This window comes from Embleya sp. NPDC127516 (assembly GCF_044765325.1).
Taxonomy (GTDB): Bacteria; Actinomycetota; Actinomycetes; order Streptomycetales; family Streptomycetaceae; genus Embleya.
The window spans coordinates 138,558-163,784 of record NZ_JBIWJT010000002.1 but is presented as its reverse complement, the minus strand read 5'-3'; the positions used below and the strand labels follow the sequence as shown (position 1 = coordinate 163,784).

Annotated in this window: 24 protein-coding genes; 7 read left to right on the top strand and 17 right to left on the bottom strand. The window is 72.4% G+C overall.

Features of this window, described 5'->3' with window-relative positions; all coding sequences use genetic code 11:
- Positions 1 to 23 precede the first annotated feature (23 nt).
- The 5 genes from ACIRL2_RS03300 to infC all read right to left on the bottom strand — a co-directional run bounded on the left by ACIRL2_RS03300 (position 24) and on the right by infC (position 3,601).
- Positions 24 to 1,073, bottom strand: coding sequence for an ATP-binding protein (locus ACIRL2_RS03300; RefSeq protein WP_395872102.1), 1,050 nt, complete (start codon positions 1,071 to 1,073; stop codon positions 24 to 26).
- 136 nt (positions 1,074 to 1,209) lie between these two features.
- Positions 1,210 to 2,058: a TrmH family RNA methyltransferase gene (locus ACIRL2_RS03295; RefSeq protein WP_395872100.1), complete on the bottom strand. Its 849-nt coding sequence runs from the start codon at positions 2,056 to 2,058 to the stop codon at positions 1,210 to 1,212.
- A 73-nt stretch (positions 2,059 to 2,131) separates the two neighbouring features.
- Entirely contained in the window at positions 2,132 to 2,524 is a 393-nt protein-coding gene (gene rplT, locus ACIRL2_RS03290) for a 50S ribosomal protein L20 (RefSeq protein ID WP_020552013.1), read from the bottom strand.
- A gap of 120 nt (positions 2,525 to 2,644) precedes the next feature.
- Positions 2,645 to 2,839 (bottom strand): 50S ribosomal protein L35, encoded by a 195-nt coding sequence (gene rpmI, locus ACIRL2_RS03285; RefSeq protein ID WP_078978620.1) that lies wholly within the window; start codon positions 2,837 to 2,839, stop codon positions 2,645 to 2,647.
- 96 nt (positions 2,840 to 2,935) lie between these two features.
- The gene (gene infC / locus ACIRL2_RS03280; protein ID WP_395872098.1) at positions 2,936 to 3,601 is read right to left on the bottom strand and encodes a translation initiation factor IF-3; all 666 of its coding nucleotides are present in this window, start codon (positions 3,599 to 3,601) and stop codon (positions 2,936 to 2,938) included.
- A 418-nt stretch (positions 3,602 to 4,019) separates the two neighbouring features.
- Between infC and ACIRL2_RS03275 the strand changes: the two genes are divergently transcribed.
- Positions 4,020 to 4,412: a DUF1844 domain-containing protein gene (locus tag ACIRL2_RS03275; RefSeq protein ID WP_395872096.1), complete on the top strand. Its 393-nt coding sequence runs from the start codon at positions 4,020 to 4,022 to the stop codon at positions 4,410 to 4,412.
- 735 nt (positions 4,413 to 5,147) lie between these two features.
- Here ACIRL2_RS03275 and ACIRL2_RS03270 read toward each other — a convergent pair.
- Both ACIRL2_RS03270 and ACIRL2_RS03265 read right to left on the bottom strand, forming a co-directional pair.
- Complete coding sequence (locus tag ACIRL2_RS03270; protein ID WP_395872094.1) at positions 5,148 to 5,885, bottom strand: SseB family protein; 738 nt, start codon at positions 5,883 to 5,885, stop codon at positions 5,148 to 5,150.
- Between the two features lie 654 nt (positions 5,886 to 6,539).
- Positions 6,540 to 8,057, bottom strand: a complete 1,518-nt coding sequence (locus tag ACIRL2_RS03265) for a carboxyl transferase domain-containing protein (RefSeq protein WP_402229836.1) — start codon at positions 8,055 to 8,057, stop codon at positions 6,540 to 6,542.
- Positions 8,058 to 8,157: 100 nt separating this feature from the next.
- On the opposite strand from ACIRL2_RS03265, the gene ACIRL2_RS03260 reads away from it, so the two are divergent.
- From ACIRL2_RS03260 to ACIRL2_RS03240, 5 genes are all read left to right on the top strand, one after another.
- Entirely contained in the window at positions 8,158 to 9,408 is a 1,251-nt protein-coding gene (locus ACIRL2_RS03260; protein ID WP_395873034.1) for an amino acid deaminase/aldolase, read from the top strand.
- A 218-nt stretch (positions 9,409 to 9,626) separates the two neighbouring features.
- A complete protein-coding gene (locus ACIRL2_RS03255) occupies positions 9,627 to 10,001 on the top strand; it encodes an STAS domain-containing protein (RefSeq protein ID WP_020552020.1) in 375 nt (124 codons plus the stop codon).
- 41 nt (positions 10,002 to 10,042) lie between these two features.
- Positions 10,043 to 10,984: a 5'-3' exonuclease H3TH domain-containing protein gene (locus ACIRL2_RS03250; protein ID WP_402229832.1), complete on the top strand. Its 942-nt coding sequence runs from the start codon at positions 10,043 to 10,045 to the stop codon at positions 10,982 to 10,984.
- Between the two features lie 151 nt (positions 10,985 to 11,135).
- Positions 11,136 to 11,864, top strand: a complete 729-nt coding sequence (locus ACIRL2_RS03245) for a hypothetical protein (RefSeq protein ID WP_395873032.1) — start codon at positions 11,136 to 11,138, stop codon at positions 11,862 to 11,864.
- Between the two features lie 242 nt (positions 11,865 to 12,106).
- Positions 12,107 to 13,873, top strand: coding sequence for an RNA polymerase sigma factor (locus ACIRL2_RS03240; protein WP_402229829.1), 1,767 nt, complete (start codon positions 12,107 to 12,109; stop codon positions 13,871 to 13,873).
- A 15-nt stretch (positions 13,874 to 13,888) separates the two neighbouring features.
- Here the strand turns inward: ACIRL2_RS03240 and ACIRL2_RS03235 are convergent, their stop codons facing one another.
- The 9 genes from ACIRL2_RS03235 to ACIRL2_RS03195 all read right to left on the bottom strand — a co-directional run bounded on the left by ACIRL2_RS03235 (position 13,889) and on the right by ACIRL2_RS03195 (position 23,319).
- Positions 13,889 to 15,340 carry an amidase gene (locus ACIRL2_RS03235; RefSeq protein WP_395873030.1) on the bottom strand — a complete coding sequence of 484 codons (1,452 nt, stop codon included), beginning with the start codon at positions 15,338 to 15,340 and terminating at the stop codon, positions 13,889 to 13,891.
- Between the two features lie 153 nt (positions 15,341 to 15,493).
- Positions 15,494 to 18,265, bottom strand: a complete 2,772-nt coding sequence (locus ACIRL2_RS03230; RefSeq protein ID WP_395873029.1) for a DEAD/DEAH box helicase — start codon at positions 18,263 to 18,265, stop codon at positions 15,494 to 15,496.
- Positions 18,266 to 18,463: 198 nt separating this feature from the next.
- Positions 18,464 to 19,351 carry a YegS/Rv2252/BmrU family lipid kinase gene (locus ACIRL2_RS03225; protein WP_395873028.1) on the bottom strand — a complete coding sequence of 296 codons (888 nt, stop codon included), beginning with the start codon at positions 19,349 to 19,351 and terminating at the stop codon, positions 18,464 to 18,466.
- 26 nt (positions 19,352 to 19,377) lie between these two features.
- Positions 19,378 to 20,256, bottom strand: coding sequence for a twin-arginine translocase subunit TatC (gene tatC, locus ACIRL2_RS03220; protein WP_395873039.1), 879 nt, complete (start codon positions 20,254 to 20,256; stop codon positions 19,378 to 19,380).
- A 108-nt stretch (positions 20,257 to 20,364) separates the two neighbouring features.
- Positions 20,365 to 20,646, bottom strand: a complete 282-nt coding sequence (gene tatA, locus ACIRL2_RS03215; protein ID WP_395873027.1) for a Sec-independent protein translocase subunit TatA — start codon at positions 20,644 to 20,646, stop codon at positions 20,365 to 20,367.
- A gap of 129 nt (positions 20,647 to 20,775) precedes the next feature.
- On the bottom strand, positions 20,776 to 21,003 hold the full coding sequence (locus ACIRL2_RS03210; protein WP_395873026.1) for a hypothetical protein: 228 nt from the start codon (positions 21,001 to 21,003) through the stop codon (positions 20,776 to 20,778).
- A 45-nt stretch (positions 21,004 to 21,048) separates the two neighbouring features.
- Positions 21,049 to 21,252 carry a hypothetical protein gene (locus tag ACIRL2_RS03205; RefSeq protein WP_078978606.1) on the bottom strand — a complete coding sequence of 68 codons (204 nt, stop codon included), beginning with the start codon at positions 21,250 to 21,252 and terminating at the stop codon, positions 21,049 to 21,051.
- 112 nt (positions 21,253 to 21,364) lie between these two features.
- On the bottom strand, positions 21,365 to 22,339 hold the full coding sequence (locus ACIRL2_RS03200) for a helix-turn-helix transcriptional regulator (protein ID WP_395873025.1): 975 nt from the start codon (positions 22,337 to 22,339) through the stop codon (positions 21,365 to 21,367).
- Entirely contained in the window at positions 22,336 to 23,319 is a 984-nt protein-coding gene (locus ACIRL2_RS03195) for a helix-turn-helix transcriptional regulator (RefSeq protein WP_395873024.1), read from the bottom strand. Before ACIRL2_RS03195 ends, ACIRL2_RS03200 begins: the two co-directional genes overlap by 4 nt.
- A 127-nt stretch (positions 23,320 to 23,446) precedes the next feature.
- Here ACIRL2_RS03195 and ACIRL2_RS03190 point away from each other — a divergent pair, with 127 nt between their 5' ends.
- Positions 23,447 to 24,541 carry a DUF3866 family protein gene (locus ACIRL2_RS03190; RefSeq protein WP_402229822.1) on the top strand — a complete coding sequence of 365 codons (1,095 nt, stop codon included), beginning with the start codon at positions 23,447 to 23,449 and terminating at the stop codon, positions 24,539 to 24,541.
- Positions 24,542 to 24,797: 256 nt separating this feature from the next.
- On the opposite strand, the gene ACIRL2_RS03185 is transcribed toward ACIRL2_RS03190, so the two are convergent.
- The gene (locus ACIRL2_RS03185) at positions 24,798 to 25,175 is read right to left on the bottom strand and encodes an FKBP-type peptidyl-prolyl cis-trans isomerase (RefSeq protein ID WP_395873022.1); all 378 of its coding nucleotides are present in this window, start codon (positions 25,173 to 25,175) and stop codon (positions 24,798 to 24,800) included.
- Positions 25,176 to 25,227 lie beyond the last annotated feature (52 nt).

Sequence of the window (25,227 nt, the reverse complement as noted above, 5' to 3'; positions counted from 1 at the left end):
GTGTGGTGGAGCGTCCCGCGTTGCTACATCAGGACGTCCGGCATCGCGGCCGGCAGGGTAAATCGAAATCGGGCCCCGCCGCACTCGGCGCGATCCACGCCGATGGTGCCCGCGTGCGCCTGCACCAGGCCCTTGACGATGTACAGCCCCAGGCCGGTGCCACCGCGGCGGTTTCCGCGCCAGAAACGGGTGAAGACACGGTCGAGGAGTTCGTCCGGGATACCCGGGCCCTCGTCGCTCACCGTGATCTCCGTCCCATGCGCACCGGGCGCGGACCCGATGGAGACCGCGCGCATCTCGATGGTGACGGTTCCCGCGCCGTGGCGCACCGCGTTTTCCAGCAGGTTGCCCAGGATCTGGTCGAGCTTGTCGGCGTCCAGCCACATGCTCGGCAGCGGCCCGTCGACCACCAGCACGAAGCGCTCGTCGGGCAGGCCGTTGCACTCCATCGCGCGCAGGTGCCGGTGCACCGCCTCTTCCATGTCCACGACCTGGCGGTTGAGTTGCAGCCGGCCCGCGTCGATCCGGGAGATGTCCAGCAGCTCGGTGATCAGCCGGGTGACCCGGTCCGCGTCCGCGTCGACCGTCTCCAGCATCAGCCGCTTCTGCTCGTCGGTGAACCGCTCCCACTTGGCCAGCAGGGTCGCGGTGAAGCCCTTGACCGAGGTCAGCGGCGAGCGCAGTTCGTGCGCGACGGTGGCGATCAGATCGGAGTGGCCGCGCTCGATCCGCCTGCGCGCGTCGGTGCAGCGCAACGACACCACGAGCTTGGCCAGCGGGCTGTGCGGCCCGTCTGCGCGCACGAAGGACGCGGTGACCAGGATCTCCCGGCCGGCCAGGAGCAGATTGCGCTCCGGCTGCCGGGTCCGGGTGCCCAGACCGCCGTACGGGTCGGTGCACACCCACCAACGCCTGCCCTCGAGGTCCTCCAGCGGCAGCGCGTCCGCGATGTGTTTGCCGAGCGCGTCCTCGGGACGCGTCCCGGTGATCCGGGCGGCGGCGGTGTTGAACGTGACCACCATGCCGTTCTCGTCCGCGATCACCAGGCCGTCGGGCAGCATGTCGGCGTCCATCGGCCCCCTTCCCGTTTCGGGCCCGAGGGAGTTCCGGGCCGGACACACTATCCCAACGCGCGACGTGCCGTCCGGATGCGCCGGACGCAACGGTCTCGTTCCCCCACGACCGGTGGTCAAGCCGGGTACGTCGGGGTCATCGCTCGCTTCGCACCCCGGAGCGGCAACCCCCGCGCCCGCGTTGCGCGCGGGCGGACGCGTACAGACACACGGCCGCGGCGGTCGCCAGGTTCAAACTCTCGGCCCGCCCGTGGATCGGGACTCGCACCACGGCGTCGGCCAGCGCCCGGGTCTCCTCGGGCAATCCCCACGCCTCGTTGCCGAAGACCCACGCGGTGGGCCCGCTCAGCCCGCCCGCGTCCAACTCGCCGTCCAAGTCCGCTTCTCCGGCGCCGTCGGCGGCCAGGATCCGCAGCCCGGCGGCACGCAGCGCGGCCACGGTGTCCTCGATCCGGGCACCGGTGACCACGGGAAGGTGGAAGAGGCTGCCCACGGAGGCGCGCACGGCCTTGGGGTTGTACGGGTCCACCGACGCGTCGGTGAGCACCACGGCCTCCGCGCCGGCCGCGTCGGCCGCGCGCAGCACGGTGCCGGCGTTGCCGGGGTCGCGCACGTTGGCGAGGACCGCGACCAAGTCCGGCCGCGCGGCCATCGCGCTCTCCAGCGGTACGTCCACGAACCGGCACAGCGCGACCACGCCCTGCGGCGTCACGGTCTGACTGATCGCCGCGACCACCTCGTCGGTGGCGGTGAACACCGGGACCCGGGCGGCGGACGCCCCCGCGACCAGATCGGGGTAGCGCTCGGCCACCTCGGGGGTGATGTACAACTCGCGCAGCGTCCCGGAGAGGGCCACGGCCTCGCGGACCGCCTGCGGCCCCTCGGCCAGGAACAACCGCTCACGGGCCCGGAAAGCACGTTTGGCGAGCCGCCGGGCCGCCGCCACTCGGGGTGATCGGGTGGACGTCAGCTCGGGGCTCGCCATCGCGTTACCGTTCTCTGCTCTCGGCCTGTAACGACGTAAGAAGTACTGCGACATCGACGACGTGAGTCGACGATCAGGCCGCGGCGTCTTCCTTCTTCGCGTTGACATCGGCCGGGAGGGCCTTCTGCGCTACCTCGACGAGGGCGGCGAACGCCGGGGCGTCGTTGACCGCGAGCTCGGCGAGCATCTTGCGGTCGATCTCCACACCGGCGGCCTTGAGGCCCTGCACGAAGCGGTTGTAGGTCATCCCGTTCAGGCGGGCAGCGGCGTTGATGCGCTGGATCCAGAGCTGACGGAAGTCCCCCTTCCGCTTCTTGCGGTCGTTGTAGTTGTAGACCATGGAGTGGGTGACCTGCTCCTTGGCCTTCCTGTACAGACGGGACCGCTGGCCGCGGTAGCCGGACGCCCGCTCGAGGATGACGCGGCGCTTCTTGTGGGCGTTGACTGACCGCTTGACGCGTGCCACTTGATGAACTCCTTGATGTCAGACCGCGGTGTGTCGACCGCGGCCCGGGTAAGTCTGGGACCGTCGCCGGTCGCCGACCGGTGGGTTCTCGTCAGCCGGTGCGACGACTGCTGCTGCCTACTACTTCTTGAGCAGCTTCTTGATCTTCTTGGCGTCGGCCGGGGCCACCTCGACGACACCGGCGAGGCGCCGGGTCAGGGTCGAGGGCTTGTGTTCGAGAAGGTGACGGCGACCCGCACGCTGACGCAGCACCTTGCCGGAGCCGGTGATACGGAAGCGCTTGCTGGCACCGCTGTGGGTCTTGTTCTTCGGCATGTCGCCGCAGTCTCCTCGTCGTGCCGCACCCGCCCGGCGGTGACCGGGCAGGCACAGGTGTGTTTGCAAATCGGGCGCGGGGCGACCCGTTCCGGGTCAGACCTGCTCGTCGGCCTTCGACTCCGCGTCGCTCGCGACGGGGGTCTCGGTGACCGGAGCGGCCTCGGCCGGGGCGGCTTCGGGAGCGTCCGCGGTTTCCGTCTCGTCGGGGTGATCGTCCCCGGACTCGACGGCCACACGGCGCGCGTCCTTGCGGGCCGCCTGGGCCTCACGGGCCTCGGCCATGGCCTCGGTCTTCTTCTTGTGCGGGCCGAGAACCATGATCATGTTGCGGCCGTCCTGCTTCGGGTTCGACTCGATGAACCCGAGGTCCTGGACGTCCGTCGCGAGGCGCTGCAGCAGTCGGTAGCCCAACTCGGGCCGGGACTGCTCGCGACCACGGAACATGATCGTGATCTTGACCTTGTCGCCCTGCTTCAGGAACCGCTCGACGTGACCCTTCTTGGTGTCATAGTCGTGCGGGTCGATCTTCGGCCGGAGCTTCATCTCCTTGATGACCGTGTGCGCCTGGTTCTTGCGCGCTTCACGGGCCTTCATGGCCGACTCGTACTTGAACTTGCCGTAGTCCATGAGCTTGCAGACCGGCGGCCGGGCGTTGGCCGCGACCTCGACGAGGTCGAGGTCGTACTCCTGGGCAAGTTCCATGGCCTTGGCCAGCGGGACGATTCCGACCTGCTCGCCGCCAGGACCAACGAGTCGCACCTCGGGGACGCGAATCCGGTCGTTGATGCGGGGCTCGGCGCTGATGGGGCCTCCTCATACCTGAAGCGACCGCGGGCGAAGCGGCCACATGTGTCTCGGTGTAACTTCCCCCCGAGCCAGGTTTTCCGTGAAGCCATCCAGGCAACGCGAAAAAGCCTCGCACGGTTGCATGCGAGGCTCCACCACCGGCTGACGAAGCCGCCCACAGGGCGGCGAACGTGGAACGGACGCACACGAAGTGCGTCGCACCGGACCGGTACCCGTCGTCCGTGAGGTCGATCGGGTGGGAGACGGAGCCTCCGCTTGCAGGCCGGGCATGCAGATGCCCGGTCGGTCGATACATCACTCTACCACTGGCTGGAACATGGCGAAGGGCCCCGTTGTTCCCCGATTCCTGGGCATACCCGAGACTGGGCACATGAGCGAGAGCGCCCCACTTACTTCACCCGGCCACACCGACGACTTCGCCGGCAACCCCGACCGGGTCGAGACCATGACCCGGGACATCGCGGACGTGCCGGCCGTCGAGGTCATCACCACCTTGTCCGTGCACCTGATGAGCGCGGCGGCGGTCAAACTGGGCCTGGCCGAGGACGGCGAGGCGCACAAGGACCTGGACGAGGCGCGCAAGCTGATCACCGCCCTCGCGGGTCTGGTCACCGCCGCGGCCCCCGAGGTCGGCTCCTACCACGCGGGCCCGCTGCGCGACGGCCTCAAGACCCTGCAACTCGCCTTCCGCGAGGCCTCCACCCACCCGGACCAGGCAGGCAAGGGCCCCGGCGAAAAACTCACCGGCCCAGTCCACCCCTGACCTGACCCCCACCCCGCGCCGGCCCAACCCACCCGGCGCGGGGACACCCCACCACCCCAACCGGCACAGGAACACCCCACCCAGCCCGGCCGACACGGGGGCAACCCTCCAACCCAGCCGGCGCGGGCCCCCATCCAGCCGGTCTGGGCCACACCATCCAGCCTCTCCGGCGTTTTTTGAGCACGAGCAGGCCGCAGGCCGACCGCACCCGACGGACGCCCAACAACCGCACCCGGCCGCCACCAACCCAACCCGGCCGACGCGGGGCAAGCCCTCCAGCGGATCCGGGCCATCCCCCCTCAACTCGTCCGGCGCTCGAGGACAAGCAGGCCGCAGGCCCACCGCACCAGACCAAGACGAAGCAACCCGCCCGGCCGGGCCGACCCACTCGACCCGACCCGCACGGAAGCAAGCCTTCCAACCGGACCGGGCCATCCCCCTCAGCCCGCCCGGCACTCGAGGACAAGCAGGCCGCAGGCCCACCGCACCAGACCAAGACGAAGCAACCCGCCCGGCCGGGCCGACCCACTCGACCCGACCCGCACGGAAGCAAGCCTTCCAACCGGACCGGGCCATCCCCCTCAGCCCGCCCGGCGCCCGAGGACAAGCAGGCCGCAGGCCGACCCACCCCGGACGGACGCGCAGCAACCGCACCCGGCCGCGACCGACCCAGCCCGGCACCCACGCGGAGCAACCCGGCCGGACAATCCGGCCGCCGGAGGCACCCACCCGGGTTCATCGTGCGAAGAGTGGTTCCACGTCGAGGGCGCTGCCGGGAGGCAACATCGCCAGGTCCAGGCCGCGATCCAGGCGCGCCCGCACCACGTCGTCCTCGGCCAACCGCCCCACGATGCGCCGCGCCGCCTCGGTAACCTCGGTCGGCGCCGCGGCCGCGACCAGGCTCAGCGTCAACTCGTGGCCGCCGCCCTCGGTCAGGTACACCGCCGAGACCGCGACCTCCTCGGCCACCGCCGCCCGCACCGCGCCCAGGATGTCCGGATCCCGGTGCGGCGCCACGTGCGCGCGCCCTTCCGCCACCGCCCGCAGCCGACTCCCGGTGAGCTCGTACGGGTGCGGCCCGGCCAGATCCAGAAGCAGCGTGTCCGCCTCCTCCGCGTACGCGGCGTGCGCGGCGCGCGCGGCCTCGACCGGAATCGGCCGGGCGTCCGAGCGCCAGCGCGCCAACGCCGCCACCGAGGTGAACGCGGGCAGCGCCCGGCGCCCGTCCGGCCCCTGAATCGTGGGCACCGCCATGTCGCTGGACTTCTCCCGCCGCAGCTCCCCCGGCGCGACGTCCTCCTCCTCGGTCAGGATCGCCACGACCGGTACCAGGAGCCGCGCCCGGCACAGCGCCCGCGAGACCGCCTCGTCGTCCACCTCCCGAGCCGCCAGGGCCTCGGCCAGCGCCGGGTCCGCACTGCCGTCGTCATCGGGAAAACCGGTATCGGGAATGCTCTTGCCGCTGAAATCCACCCGTCGACTGTAGACCCGCCCCCACCACCCCTCACCCCAAGCAGCCCCACCCCGAACCCCACCCCCCACCCCCACCCCAAACCTCACCCCCACCCCCGACCCCACACACCCACCCCGAACCCCAACCCCGAACCCCAACCCCGCACGCCCACCCGCACGCCCACCCTCGGCGCGTCAGCGCCCCCGACCCAGCCCACCCCCAGTGATCGACGCGCGAAGCGCGGAGAGCGGCGGAGCCGCAAGCGTGGGCTTCGTGCCCCGGAGCGAAGCGGAGGGACACGAAGCCCCGAGCGAGGCACCGCTTTTTCTTGGAGGAGCGAAGCGGGGGAAAGAAAAAGCGGTGCCTCGCGAGCCGGCGACGAAGTCGCCCAACAAAGGAGCATCGCGGGCCGGCGACCACTGCCCGACCCGCGACCCCCCTTCCGAGGTTCGGCTCACCCGGACCGGGCCCGATCCGCGACGGCGCGATCGAGCCGTCGCGGTCCCGGGAGTCCGGGCGAGGCGCCGGGCCGAAGCCGGCCCGTCCTGGCCCGTGCTCGGACGGGTCGGGCTGTAGCCGGTCCGGTTCCCGAACCGGGTTCAGCGTAGAAACCGTCGGGACTTGCCGTCCGGGACTCCCAGCACACTCATCCATTCGAGTGACATCCGCATCACTCAGGAGAGGCCGAGCCGCCGATAGCGGACCATACGGGCGGCCAGCCGCTCTTCCGGGTCCAGGACCCGCAGCGTGCTCAGCTCGTGCTCGAGCACGGCCGCGACCCGACGCACGAACGCCTCGGGTTCCTCGGCCGCGTCCGGGTCCTCGGGCACCACACGGTCCACGATGCCGTCGCGCAGCAGATCGGCGGAGCGGATGCCCTGCCGCCCGGCGATCTCGGCGGCCCGCTCGGTGCCCCGGTACAGGATCGCCGCCGCGCCCTCCGGCGGCAGCGGCGACAACCACGCGTGCCGCGCGCAGATCACCCGATCCGCGGGCAACAACGCGAGCGCGCCGCCGCCGGATCCCTGACCCAGCAGAAGGCATACCGTCGGCGCGGGCAGCAGGACCAACTCGGCCAGGCAGCGGGCGATCTCGCCCGCCAACCCACCCTCCTCGGCCTCGCGCGAGAGTGCGGCGCCGGCGGTGTCCACCACGGTCACCAGCGGCAGGCCCAGCTCGGCGGCCAGCCGCATGCCCCGCCGGGCCTGGCGCAGCCCGGCCGGACCGAACGGGCCGTGTTCGCTCTGCCGGGTGCGGTCCTGGCCCAGCACCACGCACGGCGCACCGGGACCGGCGCCGACCCCGAACCGGGCCAGCACCAGGCGCAGCGCCGGTTCGCTCTCCCCCTCGCCGGTCCCGCGCAGCGGGGTGACCGAGCGCGCGCCGTGCCGCAGCAGCGCGCGCAGTCCCGGGCGGCGCGGGTCGCGCGAGCGCCGCACCGAGGTCCAGGCCGGCACGTCGGGCAGCGGTTCGGCACGGACCTCGGGCGGCGGCTCGGGCGGCGCGCTGCCCGGGCCGAGGACGTCGAAGACCTTGATCGCGACCCGGCGCAGCTCGTCCGGCGGCACGACCGCGTCGATCAGGCCGTGCTCGTACAGGTTCTCCGCGACCTGCACCCCGTCGGGGAACGGGCGTTCATGCAGCGCCTCGTACACGCGCGGGCCCAGGAAGCCGATCAGCGCGCCGGGTTGCGCGGCGGTGACATGGCCGAGCGAACCCCAGGAGGCGAACACCCCGCCGGTGGTGGGGTGGCGCAGGTAGACGAGGTAAGGCAGGCCCGCCGCGCGGTGTGCGGCCACCGCCGCGGAGATCTTGACCATCTGCAGGAACGCGACGGTGCCCTCCTGCATACGGGTGCCGCCGGAGGTGGGCGAGGCGACCAGCGGCAGGCCCTCGGCGGTGGCGCGCTCCACCGCGAGGGTGAGCCGTTCGGCGCCCGCGACGCCGATCGAGCCGGCCAGGAAGTCGAACTCGCACGCGGCCACCGCCACCCGGCGCCCGTGGATCCGGCCCTCCCCCGTCACCAGCGCCTCGTCCAGACCGGTGCGCGCGCGGGCCGCCGCCAACTCCGCCGCGTACGCCGGATCCGGCGCGGCGATCGGGGGCAGCGGGTCGTTCCAGGCGGTGAAGGAGCCCGGATCCAGGACACGTTCGATCAGATCCAGGGCCCGCACGCGCTCGGGATGACTCATGCGATCAAGCTAACCCACCGTCGGTGGCGTCCGGAGGATGTGACCGTGCCGTCGGCGCCGAGTCCTACCGGTCGGTACGTCGATCTGGCAGGCTGCGGGAATGGCCCCTCTCACCGCCGCACCCCCCGTGTCCGCTTCCGCTCCCTCGCCCACCATCGGCGCCGACCGGGCCCGCTACGACAAGGCCACCGCGCACCTGGACGCGCCGTTCGCCGTCGTGGACCTGGCCGCGTACCGGGCCAACGCGGCGGATCTGGTGCGCCGCGCGGCCGGCACCCCGGTGCGGGTGGCGAGCAAGTCGGTGCGCTGCCTGCCGCTGCTGCGCGAGGTGCTGGAACTGGACGGCTACCACGGCGTGATGGCGTTCACCCTGCCCGAGGGCCTGTGGCTGGCGAGCGAGGGGATCACCGACATCCTGGTGGCCTACCCCTCCACGGACCGCGCGGCGTATCGCCGGCTGGCGGCCGACGCCGAGGCCGCCGCGAGGGTGACGGTCATGATCGACGACCCGGCCCAGCTCGACCTGATCGAGCGCGCGATCGCGGATGTGCGGCCCCGGAACGAGCTGCGGGTGTGCGTGGACATCGACACCTCGTGGCAACTCCTGGGCGGCCGCGTGCACATCGGCGCGCACCGCTCGCCGCTGCACACGCCGGAGCAGGTGGTCGCGGTCGCCGAGGCGGTCACCCGGCGGCCGGGTTTCCGGCTGGTGGGACTGATGGCGTACGAGGCGCACATCGCGGGCGTCGGGGACGCGCCCGAGGGCCGCGCGCTCTACGGGCGGATCCTGCGCGCGATGCAGGCCAAGGCCGGCGCCGAACTGAGCCGGCGCCGCGCGGACATCGTGCGCGCGGTGCGCGCGATCGCGCCGCTGGAGTTCGTCAACGGCGGCGGCACCGGCAGCGTGGAGCGCACCTCGGCGGAGTCCGCGATCACCGAGGTCGCGGCCGGCTCCGGGCTCTTCCAGCCGCGCCTGTTCGACCACTACACCGCGTTCCGCGGACGGCCCGCCGCGCTGTTCGCGCTGCCCGTGGTGCGCCGCCCCGGACACGGCTGCGTGAGCGTGCTCGGCGGCGGCTACCCGGCCTCGGGAGTGCCCGCGGCCGACCGGCTGCCCCAGCCGTACCTGCCGCAGGGTCTGTCGTACCAGCCGCAGGAGGCGGCGGGCGAGGTGCAGACCCCGCTGCGCGGGGCGGCGGCCGACGACCTGCGGATCGGCGACTCGGTGTGGTTCCGACACGCCAAGGCGGGCGAACTGTGCGAGCGCTTCGACGCGTTGCACCTGATCGACGGCGACCGGGTGGTGCGCACGGTGCCCACCTACCGCGGCGAGGGCCACACCTTTTTGTGAGCGCGAGGCCGGGCGGCGAGGGCCGGCGGCGGGCGCGCGGGCGGAGTCGACGACGGGAACCGACCGGCTCTTAACCGGACAAGACCCACCCGTTCGGCCCACCGCGCAAAAAACGACCCGTTGAGGGGCTGTCCGCCACTACCGCGGATGGCCCACAATGCCCATTGCAGGCGCCGTATCGGCGCGGCAGTACGTCCGGCCGCTGAAAGGTCGCAGCCATGATCGCGCGCTTGGGCACGCTCGGGCAGGAACATCCCGTCACCGGGGTGACGATCTGGCGCGGCTGTGCGGTCGTCCACCTGGCCGGCGAACTCGACCTGCACAACGCCCCGCTCCTGCACCGCACCCTGATCGAGCTGATCGACGGCGGTTGTCGGCGGGTGGTCGTGGACGCCACCGGGTTGAACTTCTGCGACTCGGTCGGACTGGGTGTGCTGATAGACGCGTTCAAGTCGATGCACGCCTTCTCCGGTGAACTGCGCCTGGCCGCGCCGGACCGCAACGTCCGCGCGACGCTGCGGATGACCGGCCTGATCGACGTGCTCGGGGTGCGGGACACCCTGCAGGAAGTACTCGACGAGTTCGCCGACTGAAGTCCGGTCGCGCTCGGGCGCCGGCGTCGGTCGGGTGCGGCATGATCGGGCACGTGACTGAACGTCTGATGCTCCTCGACACCGCGTCCCTGTACTTCCGCGCCTACTTCGGCGTCCCGGAATCGGTCAAGGCTCCCGACGGCACGCCGGTCAACGCCGTGCGCGGCCTGGTCGACTTCATCACGCGCCTGGTCGAGGACCGGCGGCCCAGCCGGCTGGTGGCGTGCATGGACGCGGACTGGCGACCGCAGTTCCGGGTCGACGCGATTCCCTCGTACAAGGCGCACCGGGTCGCCGAGGCGGCCGGGCCGGACGAGGAGGAGATCCCGGACACCCTCGCCCCGCAGGTGCCGGTGATCGAACAGGTGCTGGACGCGCTGGGCATCCCGCGCGTGGGCGTGCCCGGCTTCGAGGCGGACGACGTGATCGCCACGCTGGCCGAGCGGGCCGGGATCGCGGTGGACATCGTCACCGGCGACCGGGACCTGTTCCAACTCGTCGACGACGCGCGGGCGATCCGGGTGTTGTACACGGTCAAGGGCGTGGCCGCGCACGAGGTGATCGACGAGGCCGCCGTGCTGGCCCGCTACGGCGTGCCCGCGTCGGCCTACGCCGACTTCGCCACGCTGCGCGGCGACGCCAGCGACGGCCTGCCGGGGGTCAAGGGCATCGGGGACAAGACCGCGGCGCAGCTGATCACCGAGTACGGCGATCTGGCCGGCGTGCGCGCGGCCGCCGCCGACCCGGCGGCCAGGCTGACCCCGGCGCGCCGGGCCCGGATCCTGGAGGCGGGCGACTATCTGGACGTGGCGCCGGGCGTGGTGCGGGTGGTACGGGACGTGCCGCTGCCGCCGCCGGCCGGGTGGGATCGGCCGCTGCCCACCGAGCCGGCCGACCCGGCCGCGCTCGAGGAACTGCGCCGCCGCTGGGGCCTGACCGGCCCGGTGCATCGGTTGCTCGACGTGCTCGCCCCCCGGCGCTGATGCCCGGTATCTCCACCTAAGGACGGCGGTCGGCCACTCGAAAGGGTCGCTCCCGAACGCGCCGGGCGCACGATCGACAATGTGACCCAGGTCACATCGGAAAGTTGCACGGAATCTGTCACGTTCGCCGTGCAGGCGTGTCCCCCCAGGCATGCGTACCGAGTGTGACACCACGATTACCGCCAAGCCCGACCGCGATCGGCTCCGAGACGAGTGGCAGCGCGTGACCCTGCGGGCCGGCTGGCCCACCCGGGTCGCCTGGCACAGCGACGCCGTCGAGCAATGCCTGGACGCCCTCGTCCACGACGGCCACGCGCACACCGCGTGCCTGGCCCTGGCCCGGGACCGGGCCGCCGCCGAGATCCCGCTGGACGTGGCGCTGGCCGAACTGGACGCGCTGTTCCTGTGCGGCCTCGCGCACAGCGCGCCCGGCCCGCTGGTGCAGGCCTACCTGAGCACCCGCGCCCGGGCCAACCCGCCCGGCACCCTGCCCCCCGGCACCGACCCGATCACCGAACTGCCCTCGGCCGCGCTGCTCCAGCAACGACTGGCCCAGCGCGCCGCCGCCGGCGAGCACGTGCGGATCGTGGTGGTGCGCCTGGAGGTCCCCGAGTCGCTGCTGTGGGGCCACCTGCGGCACCTGCTGCTCACCGCCCGGCACCTGGAACGCGCCCTCGGCGACCTGGCCTACGCGGTGCCGCCCGGGCGGCTGATGGCCCTGCTCGACGGCGACGACCCGGAACTGCCGGACCGCCTGGACCGCTTGTGCCGCGCACCCGTGGACCCGCTGGACGGCCCCGGCGGCGTCCCCGGCGGCGCCCCGCGCATCCCTCGTTCGAGCGTGCGTTTGACCACCGCGCCGGGCACGACGGGTCGGTAGCACATCATGAACCACCTCTTCGTACTTTCGTTCGTCACCCGAATGACGCAGCGTCACCCCCGCTGCGGCCCCTCGATCCGCACGGGCGCGGGCGGCCTGCCCCCGCGCTCGTGCCGCACCACCCGCGCCGGAGCGCACTCCGGGTGCCTTGAAGAGCCCCATCGCTTCTGGACAGACCGTGGCCGGATGGTCACGATGCTGTCCGGACGATCGGGTACGGCACGGGATCAAGGGGGCAATCGGTGGCACGCGAGGACGACGCGGCGACCCCGGACCCCAGCGGCGACGGGAACGGCGGCGCCACCGAGGCCACCGGCGCCGGCGCGCGTCCCCCGTTCGTCCCCGGCCAACGCGGCGTGCATCACCCTCGGGTGTACGACGGCGACCTCGGGCCCGAGCCGGCCGCAACCCAATCGGCCCAGCCCTGGTCGCCCGACCCCGCAGCGACCCACCCCCTCGCGACCGAACCGGGCAGCGACCGCGTCGGCCCACCGCCGGACTCCGACACCGGCCGACCGCCGGTGCACGACGGCCCCCCGGACGGCGAACTCGCCGACCTGGTGCGCTCCGGCGACGGCGACGCCTACGGCCTGCTCTACCAACGGCACGTGAGCTCCATCCGCCGCTTCGCCCGCACCTGCACCCGCACCCCCGAGGCCGCCGACGACCTGTGCGCCGAGGCGTTCGCCCGCACACTCCAGGCACTGCGCTCGGGCCAGGGGCCCAAGGAGGCGTTCCGGGCCTACCTGCTCACCACCGTGCGCCACGTCGCCGGCGACTGGACCAGGAGCGACCGCCGCGAATGGCTCACCGAGGACTTCACCGTCTTCGAGTCCGCCTGGGAAAACCAGGACCGCGTGGTGAAGGCCGACGACGCGCGGCTCGCGCTCCAGGCCTTCCAGGACCTCCCCGAGCGGTCCCGCATGGTGCTGTGGCACGTGGACATCGAGGGCGAGCAGGCCGTCCAGGTCGCCCCGCTGGTCGGCGAGAACCCGGACAACGTCCGCAAGATCCTGGAGCGGGCCCGCCAGGAACTGCGCGACAACTACTTCGTGGCGTTCGCCACCGGCGGCGTCAAGGACGAGAACTGCAAGAAGTTCACCCGGCACTACGGCCGGCACATCCGCAACCGGATGGACTCCGAGAAGCGCCGCGAGAGCATCGACGCGCACCTGAAGAAGTGCAGCCGATGCAACGAGACCTACGCGGAGATGGTCGACGTCCGCGACCGGTACGGACCGATCGCGCTGGCACTGATCGGCATCACCGCGCCGATCTTCCTCAGCGGCACCGCCGTGGCCGCGGGCACCGCCGCCGCGGCCACGGCGGTGGCCGGCGGGATGGGCCTGGCGGTCGGCGCCAGTGGCGCGGGCGGCGTCGCGAGCGGGGTCGCCGCGGGTGCCGCCGCGGCAGGCGGCGCGGCGACGGGCGCTGGCGTGGGCGCCGCCGCGGCCAAGGGCGCCGGGCAGGCGGGGCAGACCGCCGGCCGCTCGTCGTTGATCGCGGGCGGCGTGGTGGTGGCCGTCGCGGTCGCCGCGTTCGCCCTGGTGGACACCGACAAACCCAAGCCGAAACGCCCGGCCCCACCGGTCGCCGCCTCCGCACCCGCCCCGCTGCCCCCGCCGGCCCCCACCACCGAGACCCGCCCCCCGCAGCCCTCTCCGCCCAAGCCGGAGGTCGAGGCACCCGCGCCGACCCCGCCGCACCCGACCCCGGCCACCCCGTCGACCCGCCCCGAGCCCACCAGGTACCCGCCGACCAAGCCCGCCCCGACCCGGGTCAAGCCGACCCGGTCCGGACCGACTCTGGTCGCCGACAACAAGGAGTTCCGCGCCGACGACAACAAGGTCGGCTTCAAGTGCGACAACGGCGACGGCAAGTGGTGCGAGAACCCGACGATCACCGTGCCCAGCGCACTGGCCGCGCCGCTGATGCCGCCGGGCTCGACCGCCGAATGCGCCGAGATCAAGGGGAAGAACGGGTCGCACTACACCCTTTGCCGTCGCTGACCGGCCGGCCGGGGCCTAACCCGCCGACCCCGCCGCCCCCATCGAACCCGCCGCACCCGCGGTGCCCGCCCACGGGGCCGCCGCCTCCAACTGCCCGGCGAGCCGGAACAGCGTCGCCTCGTCGCCGTACCGGCCGGCGAACTGCACGCCCAGCGGCAGGCCGTCCGAGGTGCGCCCCAGCGGCACCGACATGGCCGGCTGCCCGGTGACATTGAACAGGCTGGTGAACGCGGCCATCCCGCGCATCCCGGTCAGCGCCGCCATCGGATCGCGGTTGGGATCCAGCTCGCCCAGCAGCGGCGGCACCACCGCCATCGTCGGGGTCAGCAGCACGTCCAGGCGCCCGGTCAGCCGGGTCACCGCCCGCCCGATCGTGTGCATCGTGTCGATCGCGGCCAGATAGCGCGCCAGCGACAACGAGCGGCCCTTGTCCACGATCAGCCGGGTCGCCCCGTCCAGATCGCCGGCCCCGAGCTCGCGACCCAACTCGGCCAGCCGCAGGTCCACCATGCGCGCGATGTGCGCGGCACTGATCGGCGCGATCACCTCGCCCGGCCGGCTCAGCGTGTCCGGCCAGGTCACCGGCTCCACGTCGTGGCCCAGCGCGACACACAGCGCCGCGGCCTCCTCCGCGGCCCGCACACACTCCGGGTCCACCACCACACCGCTGTCCACCGGCGTCAGGATCAACCCGATCCGCAACCGCCCCGGGTCCGCGCCCACCTCGGCGGCGTACGGCCGCACCGGCGGCGGCGCGTGATACGGATCGCCCGGCTCCGGCGTACCGGTGATGTCGAGCAGCGTCGCGCTGTCGCGGACCGTACGGGTGACCGCGTGCGCCACCGACAGACCCGCCCACGACTCGCCGTGATCCGGCCCCGGGGTGACCCGACCCCGGCTCGGCTTGAGCCCGAACACCCCACAACACGCGGCCGGGATGCGAATCGAACCGCCCCCGTCGGTGGCGTGCGCGACCGGGACCATGCCCGCCGCGACCGCAGCCGCCGAACCGCCGCTGGAGCCGCCCGCGCTGCGCTCGCGATGCCAGGGATTGTGCGCGGGACCGAACAGCGCGGACTCGGTGGTGGTACCCAGCCCGAACTCCGGGGTGTTCGTCTTGCCCACGATCAGCACACCCGCGGCCCGCAGCCGGGTCACCAGCGTGCTGTCGCGCGCCGCGACGCCGCCCGCGAACAACCGCGACCCGTTGCTCGTGGCCATCCCGGCCACATCGCACTCGAGGTCCTTGATCAGATACGGCACACCCGCGAGCACACCGGGCAACAACCCGCCGACCTCGCCCCGGGCCTGCTCCTCGCACAACGCGACCACCGCGCCCAGGGCCGGCTCGCGCTCCTTGATCGCCGCGAAGGTGACGTCGAGCACCTCGTCCGCGGTCACCTCACCGCGGGCGATCAGGCCCGCGAGCCCGGTGGCGTCATAGGACTGATACTCGTCGATCCGCACGGCACGACCTCCTGCGCTGGTGAAACACGTCCGCCACGCACCGTACGCGACCGTGTGCCCGCGCGATTCGCCCCGTCGGCCGATCGGCAAAAACCGGCGCGCGCCGGCGCGGACCGGCCGGAGGCCGATACCGCGGACCGCCGCGCCGCCCGCTCAGCCCACCGACGAGTACGAGACCACGCCTCGGCGCAGCCCCTCGATCGCCTTGCGCGCCGTCCCGCCGACCTTGCTGTCGTCCGGCGCGGCGGCGGCGATCTGGCCCAGCACGTCGACCAGTTGCTTGATCCAGCGGACGAAGTCGCCGGCCGGCAGGTCGGCCTCGCCGAGCACCGCGTCCAGACTCAGCCCCGACGCCCACGAGTACGCGGTCCAGGCGAAGCCCAGGTCCGGCTCGCGCAGGAAGTCGAGGTGGTGCTGCCCCTCCAGCGCGTCCAGGTGCCCCCACAGCCGCACCATGTCGGCCAGCGCGGCGTGCGCCGCACCACCCGGCAGCTTGGGCGCCATCGCGTCGTCCGGCTGCCGCGACTCGTACACCAGCGCGGACGCGCACGCGGCCAGCTCCGCGGGCGTCAGCTCCTCCCACAGGCCCTCGCGCAGGCACTCGGCGGTGAGCAGGTCCAACTCGGCGTAGATCCGCGCGAGCCGGCGCCCGTCATCGGTCACCGTGTCGCCCTTGAGGTAGTCCAGGTCGGTGAGCATCGCGCAGACCCGGTCGAAGGTGCGCGCGATGGTGTGCGTACGGCCCTTCATCCGGCTCTCGATCACCTGGGTGTCGCGCAGCAGCCGGTAGTAGCGCTCCGCCCAGCGCGCGTGCTCCTCGCGGTCGTCGCAGCCATGGCACGGGTGTTGCCGGATCGCCTGCCGCAGCCTGGCGAGCTCGGGATCGTCGGCCGCCGGCGAGCGCTGCTTGCGGGCCCGCGGCTGGTCCACGTGGCCGGCCTTGGTACGCAGCGAGGACGCCAGATCGCGGCGCGACTGCGGGTTGCGCGCGTTGAACGAGCGCGGGATGCGCAGCCGGTCGAGCGCGGTGACCGGCACGGGGAAGTCGATCCCGGCCAGTCGACGGGCCTGGCGGTCCGAGGTGAGCACGAACGGGCGCGGACCCTCCGGCCCCTGGTCGGTGCCCGGGTCCAGGACCACCGCGAGGCCCGCGTACTTGCCGGTGGGCACCACGATGATGTCGCCGGGCCTGAGCTTCTCCAGCGACGCGGCGGCCGCGGCCCGGCGCTGTGAGACGCCCTCGCGGGCCAGTTCCGTCTCGCGGTCCTTGAGCGCGCGGCGCAGCCGCCCGTACTCGGCGAAGTCGCCCAGGTGGCAGGTCATCGCCTCGTGGTAGCCGGCCAACCCCTCCTCGTTGCGCTGCACCTGGCGGGTCAGCCCGACCACCGAGCGGTCCGCCTGGAACTGCGCGAACGAGGTCTCCAGGAGCTCGCGCGAGCGGTGCCGGCCGACCTGGCCGACCAGGTTGACCGCCATGTTGTAGGACGGCTTGAAGGAGGACCGCAGCGGATAGGTGCGGGTACCCGCGAGCCCGGCCAGGTGGCCCGCGTCGAAGCCCTGGTGCCACAGCACGACGGCGTGGCCCTCGATGTCGATGCCGCGACGCCCGGCGCGTCCGGTGAGCTGGGTGTACTCGCCCGCGGTCAGGTCGGCGTGCGTCTCGCCGTTCCACTTGACCAGCTTCTCCAGCACCACCGAGCGGGCCGGCATGTTGATCCCCAGCGCCAGTGTCTCGGTCGCGAACACCGCCTTGACCAGGCCCTTGACGAACAGTTCCTCGACGACCTCCTTGAAGGTCGGCAACATGCCCGCGTGGTGCGCGGCGATGCCGCGCTGGAGCGCCTCCAGCCACGAGTGGTAGCCCAGCACGTGCCGGTCCTCGTCCGGGATCCCGGTCGTGCGCGCCTCCACGATCGCGCGCACCTCGGCCCGCTCCGCCTCGCCGTTGAGCCGCAGGCCCGCGTGCAGGCACTGCTGCACGGCCGCCTCGCAGCCCTTGCGGCTGAAGATGAAGGTGATCGCGGGCAGCAGGCCCTCGGCGTCGAGCCGGTCGATCACCTCCGCGCGGCTGGGCGTCCAGATCCGGCTGCGCATCGGCCGGGTCTCCTGGCCGCGATTGCGCCGGTAGCGGTCCTGCGGTCGGCCCGCCCGCTCGCTCTCCATCCGGCCCAGCCGGATCAGCTCGGGGTTGACCTCGGTGTGGTTCTCGTCGGTGAACAGGTCGTAGGTGCGGTTGCCCGCGATCACGTGCTGCCACAGCGGCACCGGGCGGTGCTCGGAAACCACCACGGCGGTGTCGCCGCGCACGGTGCCCAGCCAGTCGCCGAATTCCTCGGCGTTGCTGACGGTCGCCGAGAGCGAGACCAGCGTGACCGATTCGGAGAGGTGGATGATCACCTCCTCCCACACCGCGCCGCGGAAGCGGTCGGAGAGGTAGTGCACCTCGTCCATCACGACGTAGCCCAGGCCGTTCAACGCGTTCGAGGACGCGTAGAGCATGTTCCGCAGCACCTCGGTGGTCATCACGATCACCGGGGCGTCGCTGTTGACCGAGTTGTCCCCGGTGAGCAGGCCCACGTTCGCCGCGCCGTAGAGCTTTTGGAAATCGGCGAACTTCTGGTTCGACAGCGCCTTGATCGGCGTCGTGTAGAAGCACTTGCGGCCCTGTTCGAGCGCGAGGTGCACGGCGAACTCGCCGACCACCGTCTTGCCCGAACCGGTCGGCGCCGCGACCAGCACACCCTTGCCGCTTTCCAGCGCGCGACAGGCCTCGACCTGGAAGGGATCGAGGCCGAAGGGGTACTGCTCGCGGAAGGCGTGCAGGCTCGTCCGTTCGTCGGCGGCTTGGCGGCGGGAGGCCGCGTAGCGCTCGGCGGGGGACATCTGGGTGTCGCGGTCCGTGCCGCGTGCGGGATCGAGAGGCATCTCGTCAAGCAGACTACCGGCCGGGACCGACGGCTGTGATCACCTTTTTTCGATCTTGAAAGGCAGCTCGATCTTGAAAGGCAGCTCGATCTCGAAAGGCGGCCCGATCCTGAAAGGCGGCCCGCTCCCGAAAGGCGGGCGGCCCGAACTCGGCAGGCGGCTCGACCCGAGCAGGCGGCCGGGCCGGCGGCCCGTGGCTCAGCCGCGCGGCGCGGGCACCAGGACCCGGACCGCCGCCGGCACGCAGTCCGCGGTCAGCGGCAGCGCGCCCAGCCGTTCGCCGTCGGCCCACCCGCTGAGCCCGCGCGCGCTCAGCGACACGGTCGCGGCGCGGTGCACGGTGACCAGCGGATGGCTCACGTGCTTTCCGCCGTAGACCTTGGGGAACACCCGCAGCAGCTCGGCCCGCCCGCAGCCGGCCACCACCGTGACGTCGAACAGGCCGTCGGCGAGATCGGCGTCCGGGCACATCCGCATGCCGCCGCCGTAGGAGCGACCGTTGCCCACCGCTATCAGCGTCGCCTCGACGTCGACCGGTTTGCCGTCCAGCTCCAGTTCGTAGGCGATCGGCGCCAGCGCGCCCAGCTCGCCCACCAGGGCGGCGTTGTAGCGGGTCCGCCCGCGGGCCCAGGTCATCCGGTTCGCGCGTTCGTTGACCCGAGAGTCGAATCCGGTGCACAGGATCGTGCCGAACCAGCGCTCCCCCGCCCGCCCCAGGTCCACCGGCCGCGTATGCAGATCGGCCACCACCCGCGCCGCGGCGGCCACGTCGCCCAGCGGCAGGTCCAACGCCCGGGCGAAGTCGTTGCCCGAACCGATCGGCACCACGCCCAGCGGCGTGCTCGTGCCCGCCACCGCCTGCAACGCGGCCGCGACCGTGCCGTCCCCGCCGACCGCGACCACGGCCGCCACGCCGCCGCGGACCACCGCACGCAGCCGGGCGATCCCCTCCGCGGCACCGGGAGCGGACACCTGATGCGGTGTCAGCCCCCGGTCACGGAGCAGATCGGCCGCGAGCGACGCGGCCTTGAGGCCCCGACCACGACCCGCGGTGGGGTTGACGAATACCGCTATCTCCCGAGACACAAGGCGCGAGATTAGCCCACCCGACCTCAGGTGATGTCGTCCACCCTGGTCGAGGAACCCGCCTGCGACTCGTCCACGACGGTGCTCGGCCGCTCGACCGGGCGCACCGAGGTGTCCAGGACCGACGCCTCGTCGTCGTCGAGGTCGGCGCCGAACACTTCCGCGTGCCGTTTGCCGCGCCGGCGGTCGTTGAGCCAGGCCACGATCAGCGCGATCCCGTACAGCACGGTGATCGGGATGGACAGCAGGATCATCGTCAGCGGGTCGGTGGTGGGGGTGGCCACCGCGCCGAAGACGAAGATGCCCATCACCACCCAGCGCCACCAGCTCGCGAGCTGCTTCGCGGTGACGACCCCGCCGAAGTTCAGCATGATCAGCACGAGCGGCAGCTCGCACGCGATACCGAACACCACGACCATGCGGATGACGAAGTTGAGGTAGTCGTCGAGCTGGATCTGGTTGCTGGCATCGGTGAGGGTGAAGTCCAGGAGCACCTGGAGGGCGTGCGGCAGGATCCAGTACGAGAAGTAGGCGCCGCCCAGGAACAGCGGCACACCCACGCCGACGAAGGCCAGCGAGTACTTCTTCTCGTTCTTGTGCAGCCCTGGCGCCAGGAAGGCCCACATCTGGTAGAGCCAGATCGGTGAGGCCGCGATGATGCCGGTGGCCAGCGAGATCTTCAGGGCCATCGAGAACGGCGAGAGCACGCCCTGTTGCACCAGGACACCCTGGCCGCACTTGGTGACGCCGGTGCCCTTGACGTTCTTGAGGTCGCAGACGGGATCGACCAGGAAGGCGCCGATGTCCTCGTAGAAGAACGCGGCGACGATGGTCACGACGATGATGGCCAGGAGCGCCTTGACGAGGCGATTGCGCAGTTCGCGCAAGTGCTCCATGAGGGGCATGCGCCCCTCGGCGTCCTTGATCTTCTTCTCTTTCGGGCCGGACTTTCGTCCGCGCCCTGCCTTGTCAAGCACCTTGAGGGCCGACTCCTAAAAGGCGCGTGGCGGATATCAGCGACGGTTGTGGTCGGGCTCGCCGACCGGCCGCGCCTCGCTCACGTCGCCCGGAGCCGCCTGGATGGTGCGCGGCGGCGTCTCGGTGGTCTTGGCGGTCTTGTCGGACGCGGGAGCCTCGCTCGCCCCGTCGTCCTTCATCGCCTTGGTCTCGCTCTTGAGGATGCGCAGCGAACGGCCCAGCGCACGCGCCGTGTCCGGCAGACGCTTGGCGCCGAACAACAGCACGACGACAACCAGGATCAGGATGATCTCGGGCCAACCGAGCTTGCCAAACATAGTCAGTACCTCATTGCCGGGGCCGGGGGGTTACGGGTTCGATCGTACGCCGGTGCGTCTTACACCTGTGCAACGCAATGGTGGCGAACAACTGCACCGGACGTAACCCCCAGGGGTCACGTGTGCGGATCACTGTCGGTGAGAGGCCGCGGCGCGCGGATGCGGTACGGCGCCGCGCCGCTCGGTCGGGCCGCCGGCCGCGTCCAGTTCGGCGGCGGCCTCGGCCAGTCGCGCGGAGGCGTCCGCGACGGTCGCCCCGAGGTGACGCACGTCACCGAACAATCGCCAGGCGAACCAGCCGATGACGCCGAGTCCGGCGAGGACGAGCACGATGAAGACGAGGACCCACGGCAACATGCGGCGACCCTAACAGCCCCCGCTCCCGCCGCCGCGCTCCGCCTTTCAGCGCGCGACCTGCATCGACGACACCCCGCCGTCGGTGAGCAGTTCGACGATCCGCTCACCGGCCGGCCGGCGCACCGAGTCGGCGCAGGTGGGGCAGCGGAACAGGTAGAAGGACTTGTTCGGTCGGAGTACCAGCCGTAGCTGATCCGCCGTCAACTCGACGCGTCCGCAGACCGGGCAGCGCGCCGTGAACGTCGACACCGTGGGCCTCCTCGCAATCTCGGGAAGGTTGTCGTCGGTGGTACCGGGAGTGCCGCTGGGCCGCGACCGGGCGATGTGCCGTTTTTGGACAATCGCCTCCGGCTGCGGCGAATCAGCCGGCCTGGTCCGCGTAGGCCGCGAGCGCGGCCGAGGCGGTCCGTCGTACATCGTCCACGAGTTCCGGCGGGGAGATCACCCTGCCGTGCCCGCCCAGGCGCAGCGCGAGGCGCCGGATCCCGGCCGGGTCGGGGGTGCGCAGGGTCAACCGCAGGCCGCCGTCGGCCAGTTCCTCGACCTTGTCATAGCGGTAGTACTCGGTGACCCAGCGTCCGCCGGGACCGAGTTCGAGCACCACCTCGATGCCGTCCGCGGCGGTGGGCGCGAAACCGTCCGCCAGGTCCAGCGGCTCCACCGGCTGCGGCTCGGACGCCTCGTCCAGCAGCACCGCCTCGGCGACCCGGTCCAGCCGGAACAACCGGCGGCCCTCGGCCTGCCGACACCACGCCACCAGGTAGGTGTGCCCGTCGACCAACACCAGCCGGATCGGGTCCACCTCGCGCTCGGTGATCTCGTCCCGGCGCGGCACGTAGTAGCGCAGCCGCAGCCGGCGCCGCTCACTCACCGCGCGGTCCATCGTGGCGAACGCGGACTCCTGGGCGGCGTCGTCGCCCTCGAACTCCACGGTCACCCCCTCGGCGGCGCGCGCGGCCTCGCCGGCCGCGTCCTCCAGCTTGGCGGTCACCCGGCCCAGCGCGACCTTGTCCCGCTCGCGCAGCCCGGACAGGCCCGCCAGCGCGCGCAGCGCCACCAGCAGGGCCAGCGCCTCGTGCGGCGCGAGCCGCACCGGCCGCACCGGCGCGTCGGCGTTGTCCAGGAAGACCCGGCCCTCGAAGTCGACGTGCGGCTCGAGCAGATCGTCGGCCATGAAGCTGGTGCCGCACATGTGCAGCGTGCCCAGGTCCGCCTCGACCTGCGCGACCGGCAGGCCGAACGCGCGCGCGACGTCGTCCAGATGCGTGCCGGGGCGCTCGCGCAGGTAGGCAACCAGCGACAACAGCCGCCGGGTGTCGTCGATCGCGTTGCTCATCCGACCTTCACCTGTCCCGTCGCCTCACCGGCGGCCTCGCGCAGTTGCGCGACCACGGCCTCGCGCAGATGGAGCGGCTCCAGCACGACCACGTCGGGGCCGAACTCGGCGAGCCAGTGGTGCAGTCCGTGTCCGTGACTCAGTTCCAACTCGTCCCAGCCCTCGCCCGCCGGCACCACCGCGCTCGCCCGGGCACGCAGCGGGAACCCGGCGCCGGTGCGGACCCGGATCCGGGCGATGCCCTCGCCGCCCTCGCCGGCGAAGCGCGCGACCTGGCCGCGCACGTCCACCTTCTCCGGCACCTCGGCCCGGAACTGCTCCTTGAGCGGCTTCGGCTTGGGCTTGTCGGCGATCCGGTCCAGCCGGAACACCCGCTGTTCCTGTCGGTCCCGGGAGAAGCCCACCAGGTACCACCGGCCGCGCCAACAGCTCATCCCCCACGGCTCGACCACCCGCGGCGTGGCCTCGGCGGCACCGGAGCGACGGTAGGCGAACTGGATCGGGCGGCGGGTGCGCAGCGCGTCCAGCAGCGGCCCGAAGGCCGGCTCGCGCGCGGTCACCCGGGGCTCGACGCTGGTCAGCGGGGCCGAGTCGATCTCCACGCCGGCGGCCTTGAGCTTGTACAGCGCACCGGTCGCGGCCCCCGCCAGCGCGGACTGCTGCCAGGCGCCGGCGGCCAGCGCGAGCGCGGCGGCCTCCTCGGGGTCCAGCTCCACCGGTGGCAGCGCGTTCTTCTCGGGGCGGATCCGGTAGCCGTCGGCGGACTCGATCAGCGGGTCGTTGGCCCCCGTCTCGACGATGAAGCCGAGTTCGCGTACGTCGTCCTTGTCCCGCTCGAACATGCGGTCGAAGGCCTCGTCGGACGTGCACAGCCGATACGACTCGATCGACTGCCGCAGCTCTTCCTTCGTGACGTAGCGACGGGCGGCGAGCAGACACATCACCAGGCTCACCAACCGCTCCTGCTTCGGAATCGCCATCAGATCCCAGTCCCTCCCACAAGGCGCAGCCCCGACCGTACCGCGTTCGGCGCGTCGGTTGGTCCCGCCCGGCAATCCGGCCCTCCGGTTCGCCCGGCGACACCGGCCGGCGTTAGGCTCCCGGACCGTGATCACCTGGCGACGCGGCGAAGTGACGGCGATCCGACGGGCCTGGCGCGGAGCGGTCGAACTGACCGCGGCCGTACCGGAACCGGCCCCCGCGCGCGAGCTGCGCGCGATCGCCTACCCGCACCTGACCGGCACGCCGCAGGTCGGCGACACCGTGCTGCTCAACACCACCGCGCAGGACATGGGCCTGGGCACCGGCGGCTACGCGCTGGTGGTGGCGCTGCCCGATCGGCTGCCGCCGGATCCGCCGCCGGGCCCCGGGCACGTGGTCAAGGCGCGCTACACGCCGATGCAGGCGGTCGTGCTCGGCGTGGACGAACAGGACTCGCCGCACCACGCGACGCTGCGCGACGCGGACTCGCTGGAGGGCATGCCGGTGCTGGTCGCCGACCTGCACTCGGCGCTGCCCGCGATCTGCGCCGGGATCCGCCTCGCGCGCCCGCACGCGCGTGTGGTGTACGTGATGACCGACGGCGGCACGCTGCCGCTGTGGTTCTCGATGACCGTCGACACGCTGCGCGAACACGGCTGGCTGGCGGGCACGGTGACGGTGGGCCAGGCACTCGGCGGCGACTTGGAGGCGGTCACCCTGCACACCGGTCTGCTCGCGGCCCGGCACGTGCAGGGCGCTGATCTGGCGATCGTCGCGCAGGGGCCGGGCAACCTGGGCACGGGCACGCCGTGGGGCTTCTCCGGGGTCGCGGCGGGCGAGGCGATCAACGCGATCGCCGCACTCGGCGGCCGACCCGTGGCCTCGCTGCGGATCTCCGACGCGGACGGGCGCGAGCGCCATCGCGGCGTCTCGCACCACTGCCTCACCGCGTACGGCCGGGTCGCGCTGGCCCGGGCCGACGTGATCGTGCCCACCCTGCCCGAGCCGCTGGCGAGCCGGGTCGCGGCGGACGTCGAGCCACTGCGCGCCGGGCACGACGTGCACACGGTGCCGATCGACGGCCTGGACGCGGCGCTGCGCGCCACACCCGCCCGGTTGTCCACGATGGGCCGGGGCCTGGACGCCGACCACGCCTACTTCCTGGCCGCCGCCGCGGCCGGCCGATTCGCGGCCGAACTCCCGGCCCAGGGCCTGCACTAGGCCCTGCCCGGCGGATCTTGGTGGATCGGGCCGCGTCGTGAACGCAGCGAGGAGCCCGAAGGGCGGATGCCGTGCATCGGCCTGCCGGAGAAGCAGCCGCATAGTGGTTCTCTTCGGCTGTTTCTCCGGTGCGGCGAGGCGCGGTGCCGGGTGGCGCGGACCCACCAGGATCCGCCGGACAGGACCCAGGGCCGCGGAACGAACGCGGCCCCGGCCCGCGCTGCTCGCGCGAACCGGGGCCGGGTGCGTCGTACGACTAGCCGACCTTCATCAGGTCGACCACGAAGATCAGCGTCTCGCCGGGCGCGATGGCGCCGGGCGCGCCGCGGTCGCCGTAGGCCTGGTGCGGCGGGATGACCAGCTTGCGCCGGCCGCCGACCTTCATGCCCTGCACACCCTTGTCCCAGCCCTCGATGACCTGGCCGATACCCAGCCGGAAGTCGAGCGGGGCGTTGCGGTTCCAGGACGCGTCGAACTCCTCGCCGGAGGAGAAGGCCACGCCGACGTAGTGCACGCTGACGTTCTGGCCCGCCTGGGCCACCGGGCCGTCGCCTTCCCAGATCTCGGTGATCTCCAGCTCGGCGGGCACGCCGCCCTCGGGGAAGTCGATCTCGGGCTTCGTAAGCTTCGTCACAGCGTTTCCGTATCCGTTCGAGTGCTGAATGCGGGGTCCAACCTATCGGGCG